The sequence below is a fragment of the Shinella curvata genome (assembly GCF_022899935.1).
Taxonomy (GTDB): Bacteria; Pseudomonadota; Alphaproteobacteria; order Rhizobiales; family Rhizobiaceae; genus Shinella; species Shinella curvata.
Map to the genome: position 1 here is coordinate 474,100 of NZ_JALJCJ010000001.1, position 16,742 is coordinate 490,841.

The 16,742-nt window shown below is 61.7% G+C and carries 16 protein-coding genes; 6 read left to right on the forward strand and 10 right to left on the reverse strand.

From position 1 onward, the window contains the following. The first annotated feature begins 20 nt into the window (after positions 1-20). From MUU55_RS02305 to MUU55_RS02315, 3 genes are all read left to right on the forward strand, one after another. On the forward strand, positions 21-1,091 hold the full coding sequence (locus MUU55_RS02305; RefSeq protein WP_244759147.1) for a GGDEF domain-containing protein: 1,071 nt from the start codon (positions 21-23) through the stop codon (positions 1,089-1,091). A 311-nt stretch (positions 1,092-1,402) separates the two neighbouring features. Further along, positions 1,403-2,050 carry a L,D-transpeptidase gene (locus MUU55_RS02310; protein WP_244759148.1) on the forward strand — a complete coding sequence of 216 codons (648 nt, stop codon included), beginning with the start codon at positions 1,403-1,405 and terminating at the stop codon, positions 2,048-2,050. Between the two features lie 138 nt (positions 2,051-2,188). Then, on the forward strand, positions 2,189-3,538 hold the full coding sequence (locus MUU55_RS02315) for a M10 family metallopeptidase C-terminal domain-containing protein (RefSeq protein ID WP_244759149.1): 1,350 nt from the start codon (positions 2,189-2,191) through the stop codon (positions 3,536-3,538). Between the two features lie 39 nt (positions 3,539-3,577). Here MUU55_RS02315 and MUU55_RS02320 read toward each other — a convergent pair whose 3' ends face one another. The 4 genes from MUU55_RS02320 to MUU55_RS02335 all read right to left on the reverse strand — a co-directional run bounded on the left by MUU55_RS02320 (position 3,578) and on the right by MUU55_RS02335 (position 6,411). Beyond that, complete coding sequence (locus tag MUU55_RS02320; RefSeq protein ID WP_244759150.1) at positions 3,578-4,372, reverse strand: M15 family metallopeptidase; 795 nt, start codon at positions 4,370-4,372, stop codon at positions 3,578-3,580. Beyond that, a complete protein-coding gene (locus MUU55_RS02325) occupies positions 4,362-4,748 on the reverse strand; it encodes a hypothetical protein (RefSeq protein WP_244759151.1) in 387 nt (128 codons plus the stop codon). Before MUU55_RS02325 ends, MUU55_RS02320 begins: the two co-directional genes overlap by 11 nt. 75 nt (positions 4,749-4,823) lie before the next feature. Beyond that, positions 4,824-5,432 (reverse strand): pyridoxamine 5'-phosphate oxidase family protein, encoded by a 609-nt coding sequence (locus MUU55_RS02330; RefSeq protein ID WP_244759152.1) that lies wholly within the window; start codon positions 5,430-5,432, stop codon positions 4,824-4,826. A 70-nt stretch (positions 5,433-5,502) separates the two neighbouring features. Then, the gene (locus tag MUU55_RS02335) at positions 5,503-6,411 is read right to left on the reverse strand and encodes an alpha/beta hydrolase (protein ID WP_244759153.1); all 909 of its coding nucleotides are present in this window, start codon (positions 6,409-6,411) and stop codon (positions 5,503-5,505) included. A 48-nt stretch (positions 6,412-6,459) separates the two neighbouring features. On the opposite strand from MUU55_RS02335, the gene MUU55_RS02340 reads away from it, so the two are divergent. Further along, complete coding sequence (locus MUU55_RS02340; protein WP_244759154.1) at positions 6,460-6,939, forward strand: MarR family winged helix-turn-helix transcriptional regulator; 480 nt, start codon at positions 6,460-6,462, stop codon at positions 6,937-6,939. Here the strand turns inward: MUU55_RS02340 and MUU55_RS02345 are convergent. From MUU55_RS02345 to MUU55_RS02360, 4 genes are all read right to left on the reverse strand, one after another. After that, positions 6,936-8,147: a low temperature requirement protein A gene (locus MUU55_RS02345; protein ID WP_244759155.1), complete on the reverse strand. Its 1,212-nt coding sequence runs from the start codon at positions 8,145-8,147 to the stop codon at positions 6,936-6,938. The genes MUU55_RS02340 and MUU55_RS02345 overlap by 4 nt on opposite strands. Then, on the reverse strand, positions 8,144-8,728 hold the full coding sequence (locus tag MUU55_RS02350) for a TMEM175 family protein (protein ID WP_244759156.1): 585 nt from the start codon (positions 8,726-8,728) through the stop codon (positions 8,144-8,146). Before MUU55_RS02350 ends, MUU55_RS02345 begins: the two co-directional genes overlap by 4 nt. Positions 8,729-8,799: 71 nt before the next feature. Continuing rightward, entirely contained in the window at positions 8,800-10,626 is a 1,827-nt protein-coding gene (locus MUU55_RS02355) for a monovalent cation:proton antiporter-2 (CPA2) family protein (RefSeq protein ID WP_244759157.1), read from the reverse strand. A gap of 49 nt (positions 10,627-10,675) precedes the next feature. Next, entirely contained in the window at positions 10,676-11,050 is a 375-nt protein-coding gene (locus MUU55_RS02360) for a gamma-butyrobetaine hydroxylase family protein (protein WP_244759158.1), read from the reverse strand. Positions 11,051-11,252: 202 nt separating this feature from the next. Here MUU55_RS02360 and moaA point away from each other — a divergent pair, with 202 nt between their 5' ends. Further along, positions 11,253-12,239, forward strand: a complete 987-nt coding sequence (gene moaA / locus MUU55_RS02365) for a GTP 3',8-cyclase MoaA (RefSeq protein WP_244759848.1) — start codon at positions 11,253-11,255, stop codon at positions 12,237-12,239. A gap of 57 nt (positions 12,240-12,296) precedes the next feature. On the opposite strand, the gene MUU55_RS02370 is transcribed toward moaA, so the two are convergent. Next, complete coding sequence (locus tag MUU55_RS02370; protein ID WP_244759159.1) at positions 12,297-12,635, reverse strand: hypothetical protein; 339 nt, start codon at positions 12,633-12,635, stop codon at positions 12,297-12,299. Positions 12,636-12,844: 209 nt separating this feature from the next. Beyond that, complete coding sequence (locus tag MUU55_RS02375; RefSeq protein WP_244759160.1) at positions 12,845-15,388, reverse strand: methyl-accepting chemotaxis protein; 2,544 nt, start codon at positions 15,386-15,388, stop codon at positions 12,845-12,847. A 384-nt stretch (positions 15,389-15,772) separates the two neighbouring features. Between MUU55_RS02375 and MUU55_RS02380 the strand changes: the two genes are divergently transcribed. Next, positions 15,773-16,678 (forward strand): DMT family transporter, encoded by a 906-nt coding sequence (locus MUU55_RS02380; RefSeq protein WP_244759161.1) that lies wholly within the window; start codon positions 15,773-15,775, stop codon positions 16,676-16,678. The last annotated feature ends 64 nt before the right edge of the window (positions 16,679-16,742 follow it).

The following is a 16,742-nucleotide window of genomic DNA, read 5'->3' on the forward strand; positions in this document are numbered from 1 at the left end:
AACGACCAGGAGCAGCCGACATGAACACGGCAGTTGCGCAGAAGGTCCAGGTGCCCGACATTGCAGCTCAGGTGACCTATGCCATGCGCATAATGGGTGTGTCTCCGATACCCCGCAATTATGAGCTGTTCTACGAGGCCTATATCGGCTCGAACCCCAAGCTGACGCGCGAACTCGCCGCACTCGGCAGCAAGGCCTCGCAGGAAGAACTCGACGAAATCGGCATGCAGTATTTCGGCCACCATCATGGCGTGCCTGCCATCGATGGTGCGCACAGCAGGATCGTCGGCGAACTGGAAGGGCTGCTGCGCCTGCTGAAGCAGGAGCAGACCTCGCTCGAAAGCTACAACAAGCTGCTCGACGAAACCTTCGTGCGCATCAACAACAAGAGTTCCGCCAGCGTCGACATCATCAAGGGCGTCATCGGCGTCCTCACGGAGGCGACCGGCGACACCATCAACCAGGGCAAGGTGATGGTGGAGAATGTCGTGCAGAAGTCCGTCGAGATGGACAATGTGCGCAAGGAACTCGACGAGTACAAGCGCATCGCCAACACGGATTCGCTGACGCAGCTTTCCAACCGCCGCGCCTTCGACGACAAGCTCTCGGGTATCTACAATTCGACGATGACGCGCCATGTCACCGCGCTGATCATCGCCGATATCGACCATTTCAAGAAGATCAACGACACCTACGGCCACCCGGTGGGCGACAAGATCCTCGCCTCGATCGGCAGCCTCATCCGCGCCAATGTGCGCAAAGACATCCTGGTCGCCCGCACCGGCGGCGAGGAATTCGCGATGATCGTCGAAGGCAATACCGAGGAAGAGGCGATGGCGATCGCCGAGCGCATCCGCACAGCCCTCGAGCATACGCCCTTCAAGAACTCCAAGACCGGCGTCAATTATGGCCCGATCACCATCTCGCTCGGCTTCTGCATGGCGTCATGGGCAGAAGGCCCCGGCGAGCTCTATTCGAAGGCCGATATCGCCCTCTATTGCGCCAAGAACGGCGGCCGCAACCGCACGATGGCCTATGAGGATGGCATGAAGAAGGATTTTGCCAAGAGCTGGCTGATCTACCGCAAATAGGCTTCCACATACTCCATTCGAAACGGCGCCTGCGGGCGCCGTTTTGCGTTTCGGGCGATTTTTGAAATCCGGCGGAACCGCGGCGACATCGGTGCGTTTTTGCGGCACAGGAGGATCGCACCATGCAAACCGGATTTATCGAAATCACCATGATTGCCGCCCTGATGCTGAGCAGCCTGGTCTGGATCCAGCCCTTCTAAGCGCCTGTTCCCGCCGGAACATCGCAAGATCAGGCAACGTCCTACAACGTCCCCATGAGAACACGACGCCGGGCACGAACCGCACCGGCACTCCAGACAGGGACCAGGACCATGAACAAGTTCGCAATCGCTCTTATCGCAGGCCTTCTTTCCACCGCCGGCGCGGCATCCGCCGCAGACAACGCCATCGACCCGATCGAGGTCGCCTCGCTCTCGTCCTCCTCGCAGAAGACGGGCTGGCTTCAGGTCCTCTCCGGCGGCAAGCCGGTGAAGTCGGAGAAGAAGATCGCCGCTGTTTCCCGTGCCCCGATCGCCCGCGAACTCGTCGCCTTCACCGAAGACGTCGCCCCCGGCACGATCATCGTCGACAATTCCGAGCGCCGCCTCTACCACGTGCTCGGCTCGGGCCTCGCCATGAAATACGCCGTCAGCGTCGGCCGCGAAGGCTTCATCTGGACCGGCTCTGAAAAGGTGACCCGCAAGACCGAATGGCCGACCTGGACGCCGCCGGAAGACATGCGCGCCCGCGAAGCCAAGAAGGGCAAGATCCTGCCGGTCTCGATGAAGGGCGGCCTCGACAATCCGCTCGGCTCGCGCGCCATCTACCTCGGCTCGACGATCTACCGCATCCACGGCACCAACCAGCCCTCCTCGCTCGGCAAGGCACAGTCGTCCGGCTGCATCCGCATGGCGAACGAAGATGTCGAACACCTCTATGCCCAGGTGACGGCAGGCGTGACGGTTATCGTCCGCAACTAATCCCCAAAAGAGCCGGAACCACACTTTCGCTTGCCCAAAGAAGCGATACTCCCTCCGTTCTAACGACAAAATTAATCGCGTATAAGGGCACCAAAGGAAATATACTGATCGTTCCCTTCTCAGCTTTTGGAGCATTGCATGGCAAATATGACGCCGCAGGAACAGCTTATGCTTGAACTGATCAATCGCGCGCGCATGAATCCGGCAGGAGAGGCAAAGCGCTTCGATATCGATCTTAACGAGGGTATCTCGGGCAGCTCGAAAATTTCGACCGCGCCGAAGCAGGTTCTTGCAGGCAATGACAAGATTGCCCTCGCCGCGGACAAGCACAGCAGCTGGATGCTTGCGCACGATGTGTTTTCGCATGGCGAGACAAAGGGCACGTCAGGCTTCACGGGGGCTGGCCCGACGGATCGTATAAAGGCAGCAGGCTTCCAGCTTGCTGGCAGCTGGACAACCGCCGAGAACATAGCCTTCAGCGGAACGACGGCATCGATCAACAGTGCCGCACGCACACAGATGATCATCGACCAACATTCCGATCTGTTTATTGACGAAGGTATCGCTGGTCGCGGCCATCGTATAAACATCCTGAGCGACAAGATTCAGGAGATCGGTATCGGCCAGAAGATTGGCGTTTTCACCTCCGGCGGAAATGCATTCAACGCTTCGATGGTCACGCAGGATTTTGCCAAGAGCGGCAATAAGGTCTTTGTCACCGGGGTCGTCTACAAGGACAAAGTCGTACAGGACAACTTCTTCAGTGTTGGCGAACAAATGAAGAATGTTAGCGTCACATCCAGTGGCGCCGTGTCCGACAAAACGGGTGAAGGCGGCGGCTACGAACTGCTCTATACTGCGGGCGGCAACAAGATGGTCAACTTCGCGCTCTCCACGGGTAAACTCACTGTCGGCTTGGCGCTGGGTTCGAGCAATGTAAAGATCGACGTTGTCAACGGCAACGAGGTCTGGGCCAATGCCACGATCAAATCCGTTTCCAGCAATGTCAAGGAAGTGCATGTCCTCGGCATCCTGAAGACTGACCTTACCGGCGCGGATGGCACTCAGAAGCTTTTCGGCAATGGCAAAGTAAACGTCTTGAAGGGGCTGGGTGGCGACGACAAGCTGACCGGAGGCGGTGGCGCCGACGATCTTTACGGCGGATCCGGTGCTGACCGGTTCATTTTCAAGGCTCTGTCGGATAGCAAGGTCGAAAGCAAAGGCCGCGATACGATTTTCGATTTCTCACATGCCGCTGGCGACAGGATCGATCTTTCGGCGATCGATGCGATCACCTCAACGTCGAAGAATGACGCGTTCACTTTCATTGGCACGAAAGCGTTTTCCGGTAAGGCCGGGGAACTTCGTTTTGTGGAGAAGAGCTCAGACACCTATATTTACGCCAATGTCGACACGGACAAGGCTGCAGAATTTGCCATTCATCTTGATGACAAGGTAACACTGATAAAGGGCGACTTCATCCTCTGAATTGAGGTTTTTAGGCGTACCTTTCAACCCCGAAAGCTGTCAGCGGCAGGCGGAAGCGTCTGCCGCTTTTGCGATGGCGATGACTTCCGGGCGGTATTCGAAATGCATGGTGTCGTAGTGATACCATCGCCCGCCCCAGACGAAACCGTAGCGCTCGAAAATCTCGACGATCTCGAGCGGATATTTGTTGGCGTACTTCGGCACCCTGCCCGGCTTTCCGCCCGACCAGATCCAATAATCCGCAAATTTCGTGTTGAGATCGACCGCCGCGCCAAAACTGTGCACCGACATGTTCTTCGCGCCGGAAACCTTGCGCCAGTTGAACACGCCGGCCGAAGGGCTGAGATAACGCTTCAGTTCGGGCTTTTCCGCAAGCGCGCCCCGCACCTTCTCCAGCGCGGCGGCAGCGCCCTGCCGCTTCGTCACGCGCAACGTCTCGCCGAACCATTTGACGGGCACGAGATCAGCCCCGACTTCCTTCGCCGACGCACCATAGAGCCGCATCATCAGCGCATCGCTGCGAATGCGGCCGGGATCGACATCGACCTCCGGCTTTTTCTCGCAAGCGCCGAGCGGATAGATCTGCCGCAGACTATCCTCGACATCGCCAGCGGCGAGCGCCGTCTGGTGATCCTTCGCCTTGCCGTCGTCGATCTCGAGCGCCGGGCGGCCATCCTTGAACAGCAGCCTGTTGCCCTGGACGCCGGAAAGGCTTTCCGGATAGGCTTCCACCAAGAGCTTGAGACGGGCCGCGAGATCGGGCTCCGCCGCGCGTGCCGCAGGCATCGCGAGGACGACTGCGGCAACGCCCGCGAGAAGAGGCTTAATCGACATTGATGTTGATATAGTCGCCATCCGCGCCCCGCCAGATCTCGACTTCGATGCGCACATCACCCTGCAGCAGGCGGCGGGCGGCGCTGCGCTCGATGCGGCCGTGGCTGATCATGCGTTCGGCAAGCTCGCGGTTGCGGGCCGAGGCGAAGAAGCTGTCGGTGTCGTCACCGGGCTGGCTGACGCCGAAACGATGCACATTGGCGCGATCCTGGCGGATAACCTGCCAGGGCTGCGTCAGGCGCTCATTGTTGGAATTGTAGAGATCGTCCTGGCCGATGTAGGCGCCGTAGCTCTCGATCAGCTCGTCTGCCTTGGCAGCGCCCATCGAGGCCGCCAGCATGCCGGCGAAAACCGCCGCAAAAAGTCCTGTCCGCATCCCAAACTCCAAATCCGCAAAAATCTTTCATAACCAACGACAAGACGGTTTGGGAAGCGGGGATATTCGCCCCGCCTACCACATGGTCTTTGCCGCGCGGCCCGGCCATTCCTTGTCATAGGCTACGCCATCGAACCCCTTCTTGGCGGAGGCCAGCATCTGGCCGACGGTCGGCAGGCAGGCGGTATCGCGGAATTTCTCCGGATTCCAGAGATCCGCGCGCAGCACGGCGCGGGCGCATTGCGAATAGACTTCCTCGATCGTGATGACGACGACCGAGCGCGGATGTTTTCCGTCCATGACGAAACGCTGCGTAATCGCGTCATCGATGCGCACGACGGCGCGACCATTAAGGCGCATAGTCGTGTTGGAGCCGGGAATGAGGAACATCAAGGCGACGCGCGGATCACGCACGATGTTGGAAAGCGAATCGATACGGTTGTTGCCGCGCCAGTCCGGCAGCATCAGCGTGCGCTCGTCCTCGATATGGATGACCGCTCCGGCATCGCCGCGCGGCGAGCAGTCGAGCCCCTCCGGCCCTGATGTCGCAAGCGCCACGAACGGGGACGCCTCGATCATCGTACGGTATTCCGGCAGCAGAAAATCCGTCACCTTGACGAGCGAGGCTTCGCCCGGCGTGCCGTAAAGTTCGTTCAACTGCTCGACCGACGTGACCACCGTCATGCTGCTCTCCTGTGCCTGCGCGTTTGCGGCGCATCGCACCCTTGCATGACAGGCGCGTGACGGAAAGCGATCAGGCGGCGATCCGCTGCCCGTCTTCCGCGAAGAAATCGACGATCCGGTCGATCACCGGCTCGGCGGAGACGATGCGGCGATGGCCGAAGCCGTTGGCCCATTCCAGTGTCACATTGGGGCCGGAGGCGGCATAGCGACGGGCATGATGGGCCGGCACCTCCTTGTCGTCCTCGGCATGGAGGACGAGCATTGGCGTGCTGAGCCGCCCTGCCCCGCTGGCTGCATCGAAAGCCGAAAGCGGCGCGCCGGCAATGCGCTCGACATGATCTTCCAGCGCCACCTGCGTTCTGGGACCGAGCTTCAAATAACGCCCGAGATCCTTGAACAGCCAGGCCATCTCGCTCGGCGACCCGATGGTGACGAGCCGGCGCGGCCGATGCGCGGGCACCGAGGGCACAAGGCCGCTCGCCGCGCAAGCCAGCGATGCGCCGCCGAAGGAATGGCCGCAGAAGTAGTCGAAGCCGCCAAAACGCTGCCAGGCCGCATCGATCGCGCGCACGGCCATCGGCAGCGTCAGCGTGCGCCCGCGCGAGGAGCCATGGCCCGGCAGGTCGAGCGCCACGACCTCGTGGCCTGCAGCCACCAACCCTTCCGTCAAGGCGGAGAGATAGGCCGCGCGCGAGCCCCAGCCGTGCACGACCAGCACGCGGCCAGCGAAGTGTTCACAGGGACGCGCCGCGAAACGATGCGCCACCGCCGTGCCGCCGGCAAAGTCCAGCGTCACGCGCTGCGCCTGGCGCATCCAGCCTTCGGAGCGCGCAAAAAGCTCCTTCTCCTTGGCCGTGCGCGGACGGCGGCCCGGCGTGGTCGCAAAGAGACGGAACGCGGCCCGGCCAGCCGCATCGGGAGAAACCGCGGCGACGCCGGAAAGCGCGAGGCGGATGACCTTCAAGCCAAAGGATGCCATAGTGGGAATCCATCAAAAATGTTCAATGATGAACAATAAAGTACAACGATGAACAAAAATCAAGCCTTTCCCTGGGACCATCCGCGCTTTCGCAGCTGGATCGGGGTGGCGCGCGCCTGCCAGCTGATGCAGCAGGCCGTGACGCGGGCGATTGCGGACCTCGGCATCAAGCCGCCGCATCTCGACATTCTCGTCAATCTCTACCGTTTCCAGGGCATTTCGCAGCAGGAGCTGGCGCGCAAGCTGCTGGTCGGCCGTTCCAACATGAGCATGCTGCTGCCCCAGCTCGAAAAACGCGGCCTGATCGAGCGCAACCCCGATGCCAAGGACAAGCGTGTGCTGCGCCTGTCGCTGACCGCAGAAGGTCGGGCGCTGACGGAACAAGCAATGACCATCCAGACCGGCCTCATCGAGCGCATCATGTCGCAGACACCGGAAGACCGCTGCCTTCAGGTGGCGGAAGCGATGGAAGACATCATCCGCATTCTCCAGACGCTGGAGACTGCGGATGACGAAGAGGAAGGCTAGGCTTTCGCGACGGCGTCAGCCCGCGTCGATTTCAGCGACACGAACTCCCAGAGCGCCACCCCGAACAGCATGGCGGCGGCTGCCATGAAGAGCTGATAGGGTTCGACGAACGGCACCAGCACCGACAACGCGAGCAATGCTGCGATCCCAACGATATGCGACAGCGGCGATCGGCCGCGGATCGCCGCCTTGAACCAGATGTTGCCGAGCAGGAAGACGATCGGCCCGCCGAGAATGGCGCTTGCCGTCTTGGCATCGACATGGCCATGCGGATGGGCAAGCGCGAACTCCTCCGCCACCGCCGAGAGGATGATGCCGGCAACGATCGGAATATGCGCATAGGTGAAGGCCATGCGGGCGATGCGGCCGGGTGTCGCCGAATGCTCGATGAGATGCGCCGCCTCGCCATGACCGAAGCGGAAATAGATCCACCACATGGTGGCGGTCGACAGGAAGGCCGTCATCAGCATGAAGATCGTGAAGCCGTCGAGCAGCTCCATGCCGGCAACCGTGCGACCGGTGACGAGGATCGTTTCGCCCAGGCAGATGATGACGAAGAGCGCGCAGCGCTCCGCCATGTGCTCGCCCGAGACCTGCCAGTCGCTGACGGTGGAACGACCAAGCCCTGGCACGGCGAAGCCGAGCGCCGGCGAGGCATATTCGAGACCAAGCGCAATGGTCCACAGCGCAAGGCGCGCCTCATGTTCCACGAAGGCGCCACCGATCCAGAACACGGCCGAGAACAGTGTCCAGACGGTGATGCGGGTAAAGTTGAGGCTGTTTTCCGGCCAGTCGCGCCGCATGACATAGGCGGTAAAAGCCGAGCGACCGGTCTGCATAGCGACATAGGTGAGTGCGAAGAGAAGCCCGCCCGCACCGAAAGCCGTGGGGATGGCGATGGACAGCATCAGCCCCAGGAACATCAGCACGAAGAGCAGGATGCGCACCGGCGACTTTTCCGGATCGAGCCAGTTCGTCGCCCAGGTCGTGTAGATCCACACCCACCAGATCGCCAGCATCAGCAGCGCGGCCTCGACGAGGCCGAGCGGCGAATAGTGCGCGGCCAGCGAATGGGAGAGCTGGATGATCGTCAGCACGAAGATGAGATCGAAGAAAAGCTCGGCGAAGGCCACCTTGCCTTCCTTGGCGGTGCCGCGGGCCCGCAGGCAGGCGGACGTGGCAAAACGGTCGTCAGTCGTCGCCGTCATGGCGCATCCTTTTTGTAGAGCTGTTCCAGGCGCTGGTCGGGCACGATCCAGAGAAGCGCCACCACAGCATAGAGCACATGGGAAATCACCGGCGAGACAAAGGCAAGCCCGATCGCGGCAAGATAGAAGACCGGCGAAAAGCGGCCCTTGAAATCCCGCCCCAACGCGCTGCGCACGCGCGCGGCATCCGGATGCACCGCGACGATACGGATCTGCAGGATTTCATAGGCAACGGCGGTCAGAAGCAGGATCACGCCGTAGAGCGCCGTCGGGAGCGCATCCGCGGGATTGTTGCCCATCCAGGCGGTGGCGAAGGGAATGAGCGACATCCAGAACAGCAGATGCATGTTCGCCCAGAGCACGCCGCCACTGGCATTGCCGCAGATGGTCAGCAAATGGTGATGGTTGTTCCAGTAGATCGCCACATAGACGAAGCTCAGGAGATAGCCGAGGAATATCGGCAGCATGGGAACCAGAGCCGCAAAGGTCGGCTCCTTCGGTACTGCCAGCTGCAATACCATGATCGTGATGATGATGGCGATCACGCCATCACTGAAGGCTTCAAGGCGTCCCTTGTTCATACGCACCTCATGTCCGTTTTCATTAGACATGACGCATGTTGCGCTGAGTCGCTACGGAAGATTGCGTTACGTCAACTTGCCGGTTCTTCCTCGTGGCGGTGACGTTCCTCTTCCGCCGCCGCGCGCTGCCGGCCGGTGCGGGCGGCGACGAGGTCGGCGGGCGAGGCATTGCCGCGAATGAGCTGCCGTCCGGCATAGATGCCGCCGACGGTTTCTAGCTCCAGCCGCTGGCGATCGACATCGCGGAACTCCTCGACCACCTCGGCTGCCAGATCCTCGTCCTCGCCGAGCGCCTTCAGCGTCTCGTGGCTGAAGATCATGGCGGATTCGAAGGTCTCGCGGATCTGGAAGTCGACGCCGGCATGGATGAGGTCGAGCGCATGACCGCGGTCATAGGCGCGCGCCAGGATCGGCACGAGCGGGAATTCTTCGTGGACGATCTCGGCGATCTTCACCGCCGCTTCCTTGTCGTCGAGGCAGATCAGGATCGCCTTGGCGGTAGAGGCACCGGCGGCATGCAGGATGTCGATGCGCGAGCCGTCGCCGTAGTAGACCTTGAAGCCGAAATCCGAGGCGTCGCGCACAAATTCCGCATCCTTGTCGATGAGGGAGAGCGTGTAGCCCCGCGCGAGCAGCGGCTGGCTGACGATCTGGCCGAAGCGCCCGAAGCCGATCATCAGCACCGTACCCTCGACATTTTCCGGCAGCGTCAGCCCCTCGGTGGAGGGCTGCTGCTTCGGCACGATGCGGTCATGCAGAATGACCATCAGCGGCGTCAGGATCATCGAGATGATGATCGTCGCCGTCAGGATGGCGTTCTCTTCGCCATTGAGGATGCCGGCCGCGACGGCTGCGGCATATAGCACGAAGGCGAATTCGCCGCCCTGCGCCATCAGCACGGCACGTTCCAGGCTCTCGCCGTGGCAGGTGCCGAGCAGACGCGCGACGACATAGATCAGCAGCGTCTTCGCCACCATGTAGCCGATGACGCTTGCCACCACGAGCTGCCAGTTGGCGGCGATGACCGAGAGATCGATTGCCATGCCGACACCGAGGAAAAACAGACCGAGCAGGATGCCGCGGAACGGCTCGATATCGGCTTCGAGCTGATGGCGGAAGGCCGATTCGGAAAGCAGCACGCCCGCGAGGAAGGCGCCCATGGCCATGGAGAGGCCGGAGACCTGCATGGCGAGTGCCGAACCGAGCACCACGAGCAGCGCCGCCGCCGTCATCACCTCGCGCGCGCCGGAGGCTGCCAGCACCCGAAACAGCGGATTGAGCAGATAACGCCCCGCCAGAACCAGCGCCACGATGGCGCCGATGGCGATGCCGACGGAGAGCCAGCGGTCGGAGGCATCCGTCGCCGCAGCGCCGGTGCCGAGCAGCGCGACGATGGCGAGCAGCGGCACGATGGCGAGATCCTCGAAGAGCAGGATCGCGATGATGCGCTGGCCCTTCAGTGTCGACATGGTGCCGCGCTCCTGCAGCATCTGCATGACGATGGCGGTGGAGGTCAAAACGAAGCCGGTGCCGGCAACGAAGGAGGGAATGAGCGGGAAGCCGAAGGAAAGGCCGATGCAGGTAAGTGCGGCCATGGCACCGATGACCTGCACCGCGCCGAGCCCAAAAATGTCCTTGCGCATGCCCCACAGCCGCGAGGGCTGCATTTCCAGGCCGATGATGAAGAGGAACATCACCACGCCGAGTTCGGCGACATGGATGATCGCCTGCGGATCGGCAAAGAAGCCGAGGCCGAAGGGGCCGATGGCAAGGCCGGCCGCGAGATAACCGAGCACCGAGCCAAGGCCGATCTTCTTGAAGATCGGTACGGCGGCAACGCCTGCCGCCAAAAGCACGACAACCTGTGTGAGATCGTTTGCGTTCGCTTCTGCTGCCAAGGGGCTCTCCGTTCGTTTGCGGTGGACGCGCCCTTTGGCAGTCCTGACACTATCGCGGTTTTTCCGACATATCGCGGCTCATGCCCTTTTCCGCAAGGTCGCGCTCGTATTCGGCAAACAGCGTTTCGCCCTTTTCCCCGAGTTCCCGCAGATAGGACCACGTGAAGATGCCGGTATCATGAAAGTCGTCGAAGCCGATGCGCACGGCATAGTTGCCCGTCGGTGTCATGGCAATGATCGCGACATTGCGCTTGCCCGGTACGGTCAGCTTCTGGCCCGGTCCATGGCCCTGCACTTCCGCCGACGGAGACAGAACGCGCAGCATTTCGGCGGAAAGGTCGAAGCTTGCGCCGTCGTTGAAAGTGACGAGGAGGCGCTGGCGGTCCTTCGACACGCGCAGTTCGGTCGGCCAGAGATCGCTCATGTCCATGCCCTTTCCTATTCGATTTCGCGAAGGACTATGCCGCAAGCCGGGGATGTGCAAGGCTGAAAATACTGTCATAATCGCCGCACCGGCTTGACGCTGCGCCCCGCGCGCACGACATGTCGGTGATGGAGGACGTGTTTTGAATTCCTATGCTGGCCCCTGGAACGGCGCCGACCCGGTCGCGCAATCCGCAGCCCCGATGATCGACCCCTTCGGGCGCGCGGTCACCTATCTGCGTGTTTCCGTGACGGACCGCTGCGATTTCCGCTGCACCTACTGCATGGCGGAAAACATGACCTTCCTGCCGAAGAAGGACCTGCTTACCCTCGAAGAGCTGAACCGGCTCTGTTCCGCCTTCATTGCCAAGGGCGTGCGCAAGCTCAGGCTCACCGGCGGCGAGCCGCTGGTGCGCAAGAATATCATGCATCTGGTGCGCGAACTCGGCCGTCACGTCCATGCCGGCACGCTCGATGAACTGACGCTGACGACCAACGGTTCGCAGCTTGCCAAACACGCGGCCGAGCTCGCCGATTGCGGCGTGCGCCGCATCAATGTCTCGCTCGACACGCTCGACCCGCAAAAATTCAAGACCATCACCCGCTGGGGCGAACTCTCCAAAGTCATCGAAGGCATTGACGCAGCGCAGGCCGCCGGCCTGAAGATCAAGATCAACGCCGTCGCCCTCAAGGACTTCAACGACAAGGAAATCCCGGACCTGATGCGCTGGGCGCACGGTCGCGGCATGGACCTGACGCTGATCGAGACCATGCCGATGGGCGAGATCGAGGAAGACCGCACCGACCGCTACCTGCCGCTGTCGGAAATGCGCGCCCGCCTCGCCGAACAGTTCACGCTCACCGAAAATGCCTACCGCACCGGCGGCCCCGCGCGTTACGTGACGGTCGAGGAAACCGGCGGCCGTCTCGGCCTCATCACGCCGATGACGCATAATTTCTGCGAGAGCTGCAACCGCGTGCGCCTCACCTGCACCGGCACACTGTATATGTGCCTGGGCCAGAACGATGCGGCGGACCTGCGCCTGCCGCTGCGCGCCTCCGATGACGACGCCCTGCTCTCGCAGGCCATCGACGAGGCCATCGGCCGCAAGCCCAAGGGCCACGATTTCATCATCGACCGCCGCAACCGCCCGGCCGTTGCACGGCATATGAGCGTTACGGGCGGCTAAAAAGACCCGCCTGCACAGGCAGACGGGTCTTGCCGGTTTAAAGCTGATGCAGGCCTATCAACGCCACGCCATGGATGTCGGCTTGTCGTTCTTCAGCTTGATCACAACCCTAGTCATTTTTCCGTTGCCGAGGCTGGTGCGGTATTGACCGCCCGTGCAGACGATTGTGTCGCCTTTTTCAGAGCAATCCGTATGGCTGCCTTTGGTCGGAATCGTGCCTCTGAACGTATAGGTGCTCGACACAGTCTTCCCGTTTGAGCTGATGCATATGTTGGATGACTTGCCAAAATTTCCCACACAGGTCTTACCGAATTTTGGAATACCCGCAGCAACTGCCGGTGCAGCGGTAAAGATCGTTGCGACAGTCAGGCAAGCGATTATTTTCGTAAGCGACATTTAAAAACCCCAAGTACATTCGTTTTGCGGGGCAAATCTGCATAGCACACACAAGGGTTGCAACTAACAATATTGGGTCAATTAAGTATTGGTTAATGCAGCAAGCACTTCGTTTGAAAAACAAACACACTAATCCTTAAAAGGCATCTGCCAAAACAAGACGGCCGGGCTTTCGCCCGGCCGCTTGCTTTTCATCCATTCCAGATCGTTTACGCCGCGTAGTGCCGGCCATAACCGTCGTCTTCCCGCGTATCCAGATCGCGCGTCTTGAAGTGATCGATCTTCTGGTTGAGCGTCTGCACCCGACGGCGCAGGCCGTGGATTTCGGCGGTGTTTTCCTCCACCATCGCGGCGTTCTGCTGGGTGATGAGCTCGACCTGGTGCACCGCCTGGTTCACCTCGTTGATGCCCTCGTACTGAGCGGCTGCCGCCGCCTCGATCTTGCCGACAAGGGCGTGGATCGACGAGATGTGCTCATTGATGACCGAAAGCGCCTCGCCCGTCTCCGTGACGAGAGCCACGCCGTTGCGCACCTGCGCGGAACTCTCGGAGATGAGCCCCTTGATCTCGCGCGCCGCACCGGCGCAACGCTGGGCAAGTTCGCGGACTTCCTGCGCGACGACGGCGAAACCGCGACCGGCCTCACCCGCGCGGGCAGCCTCGACGCCGGCATTGAGCGCCAGAAGGTTGGTCTGGAAGGCGATCTCGTCGATCACGCCGATGATCGTGCTGATCTTGTCGGAGGAGCGATTGATCTCGCCCATGGCGGTGACGGCCTTGGCCACGACCTCGCCGGAGCGCTGGGCATAGCTGTGCGTCTCGTCGACCGAAACGGCGGTCTTCTGGGCGCTTTCGGCGGTCGAGCGGACGATGTCGGTCAACTGGCGGAGCGCCCGCGAGCTTTCCTCCAGCGCCGCCGCCTGCTGTTCCGTGCGACGGGCGAGATCATCGGCGGACGCCGCGAGATTGCCGGTCCCACCGTTGATTTCCATCGTCGTCGCGCGAACGTCGGAAAGCGTGATGCGCAGCGCCTCGACCGCATTGTTGTAGGTACGCGCCATGGCGACATATTCGGCGGCGAGCGCCTCCGTCATGCTTTCCTCGAGATTGCCGGCGGCAAGCTGGCCAAGCACGTCGGAAAGCGCCGTCAGCGCCTCGGTCTGCTCGGCCTCGATGCGGGCGCGCTCGCTGGCGCGGCGGCCCTGTTCTTCCGCCGTGAGCTGGCGCTGGGCTTCCGCCTCCTGCTCCAGCCTGACGTTTTCGCGGGCGGCATCGCGGAAGACGGCCACCGAGCGCACCATGTCGCCGATCTCGTCACCGCGGTTGCGGCCGTCGATGCTGATGTCGAGATCGCCGCTGGCAAGGCGCGCCATGGATTCGGTGACGCGCTTCAGCGGGCCGCGCAGGGTTTCGACCAGCATCAGGCCGCCGACGATCGCAAGCAGCGTACCGGCGACCATCGCGATGATCGAGACATTGGCCGAACGCTGGCTGTCCTGCTTGCCGGCTTCCTGTGCGCTCGAGACGAACTGTTCGAGTGTCTGGCTGGCATCGGCGACCGCGGCATAGGCGCTGGTGCGCGCCGCCTGCCACTTTTCGCCGACGGCGATAAGGTCCTGCGTGCCCTTCTCGATCCTGGCGAGCGAAGGCGCCAGCTTCTGCGAGAGGTCGCGAAGAGCCGCATTCTTGGCGCCGAGCTTGGCGAGTTCACCCGCGCTTTCGGCAACCGCCTTCACGTCGGCGAGAACCGCGTCGCGGCTCGGCTGATCGAGCTTGCGATGCAGTTCGCTGATATGCAGGCGGGTCTGGTCGATGCCCTTGAACGTGTCGCCCATCAGCGTGATGAGCGTCTTGAGGAGGCCGATCTCGGCATCCATGCTGACGAAGCGCTTGGCCGCCGTGTCGGAATTCTTGCCTGCTTCCTTCAGGAAGTCGGCGTCGAACTTCGAAAGCTTGGTGAGAACCGGAATGAATTTGGCTTTCTTACCCTCGGCATCGTCGGCACCGGCGAGAATCTCCTGCACCTTGGCGATCTCGGCTTCCAGCGGCTTGATCTGCGTCAGCGCCTTCGGCGAAGCGATGGCCTTGGATTCATTCAGTTGTTTCAGGAGTTGCGGCAGATAGGTCTCCGCCGCCTTCACCTTGTCTTCCGGCTTCATCGCAAGAGCGACCGGCTTGCGGAACTTGCCGATGCGCTCGGCCAGGCCCTGATAGGCGGCGGCATCGAAAAGCAGCGCCTTGGCGAAGGCTTCCTTCTCGCCCGATTCGTTTCTGATGACCGCGATCTGCTTTTCGGCGAAGTCGCCATCCTTCGCCATCGCGGCGAGCGCGCCCTCCAGGGCGGCGGTGACGGCGTTGCGCTCCTGGTCGATCGACCAGAGCGTTTCTGTCTGGCTACGCATCGTGCCGGCAAGCGCAACGACGGAGGCGATCTTGGCCTTTTCGGTTGCGTTCGGCAGCAGCGCATCGAGATCGCGAATGCCTTCCTCCTGCTCGTCGATCCGGGCGGAGAGCCCATCACGCGTTTCGGCACCCGGCTTGTCGGCGAAATCCTGCAGCCCCGTGCGCAAGTTCTGGAAATGCGACAGGCTGTTGATCGTCTCGCGGGTGACGGTCATGTGGCCATTCAGCGTGCTTGCGGTGAAGTAGCCGACAAGGCCGATGCCCGCAATGAGCGCGACGAGAGGAATGACGAACAGCAGCACTTTCGTGACGATGCGGCGCTGCTGGAGCAGGCGGTCGATGAAGGACATGGTTTCCCCGACGTTTTTATGACGACCAATGTCCCGTCGGGTGCTCTTGCAAGCCGAAACGGCCGCTCTGGCTACCAGGGGAGCGCGGCCGAGAATTGTTCGAGGGGCCTCGGCCGATCTTGCATCAGGCGGCCAGCCCTCACCCGTCGCATCATGCGATCACTCATTGGGATGACGCAACGATAGGTGCCGAAGCTTAATGAATGCCTTCGAGAAACCGGCAGAAACTCAAGGGTTTGCGCCGAAATCGGCGTCATATCTGCCCAAAATCGGGTCATCCGCCCGTTCTTTCGCCAAACACCCGGGTGTTCCGACCTCAAGGATGATGGCAGCAAGCGATTAATGGGCTTAAGAGGAGCGAACCGACGCTTGGAATCACCTCACATGAACCCCATCGGAAATGCCAGGGGCGCCCTGTTCATGGCCATCGCCATGGCGGCCTTCACCTGCAACGACGCCCTCGTCAAGTCCGTCACGCATACGATGAATACCGGGCAGATCCTGTTCGTGCGCGGGCTGATGACGAGCGCACTGGTGCTCGTCATCGCCTGGCGGATGGGCGCGCTCGGGTCGTGGCGCACCATACTGCAGCCCGCCGTGGCATTGCGGCTTGCGGCGGAGATTTTCGCCTCGCTCACCTTCATTTCGGCGCTCGGCGCCATGCCGCTCGCCAATGTCTCGGCGATCCTCCAGTCTCTGCCGCTCGCCGTGACACTTGGGGCTGCGCTCTTTCTCGGCGAACAGGTCGGCTGGCGCCGATGGCTCGCCATCATCATCGGATTTGCCGGCGTGATCATCGTTGTCCGTCCGGGTCCGGAAGGGTTTTCGCTTGCCGCCATCTACGCCATTGCCTCGGTCATTGGCGCGGCGACGCGCGACCTGGCGACGCGGCGCATCCGCAGCGACGTCTCCACCCTGTTCATCAGCGTCGTCACGGCCATCGTCATCACGCTTGTCGGCGGCGTGCTGATCGTGCCGATGGGTGGTTGGCAGCCGATGTCGCTGGAGGTTGTCGGACGACTGGCCGTCGCCAGCGTACTGCTCCTCGTCGGTTACCAGACGATCGTCAACGCCATGCGCGTCGGCGAGATCTCCTTCGTCGCCCCCTTCCGCTACATGAGCCTCATCTGGGCCATCGTGATCGGTTTCCTGTTCTTCGGCGAGCTTCCCGATCTCTGGATGACAGCAGGCGTCTCGATCATCGTCGCATCGGGTCTCTACACCTTCTATCGAAAGAACCGTCGCCGGACCGCGCCTATCGCACAGGAGTCGAAACCGGAATCGCTGTGACATCGTAGAGACTTGCGACCCGGCCCTGCAGCGACTAGACCGGAAGGAGACAACACGATGGGAG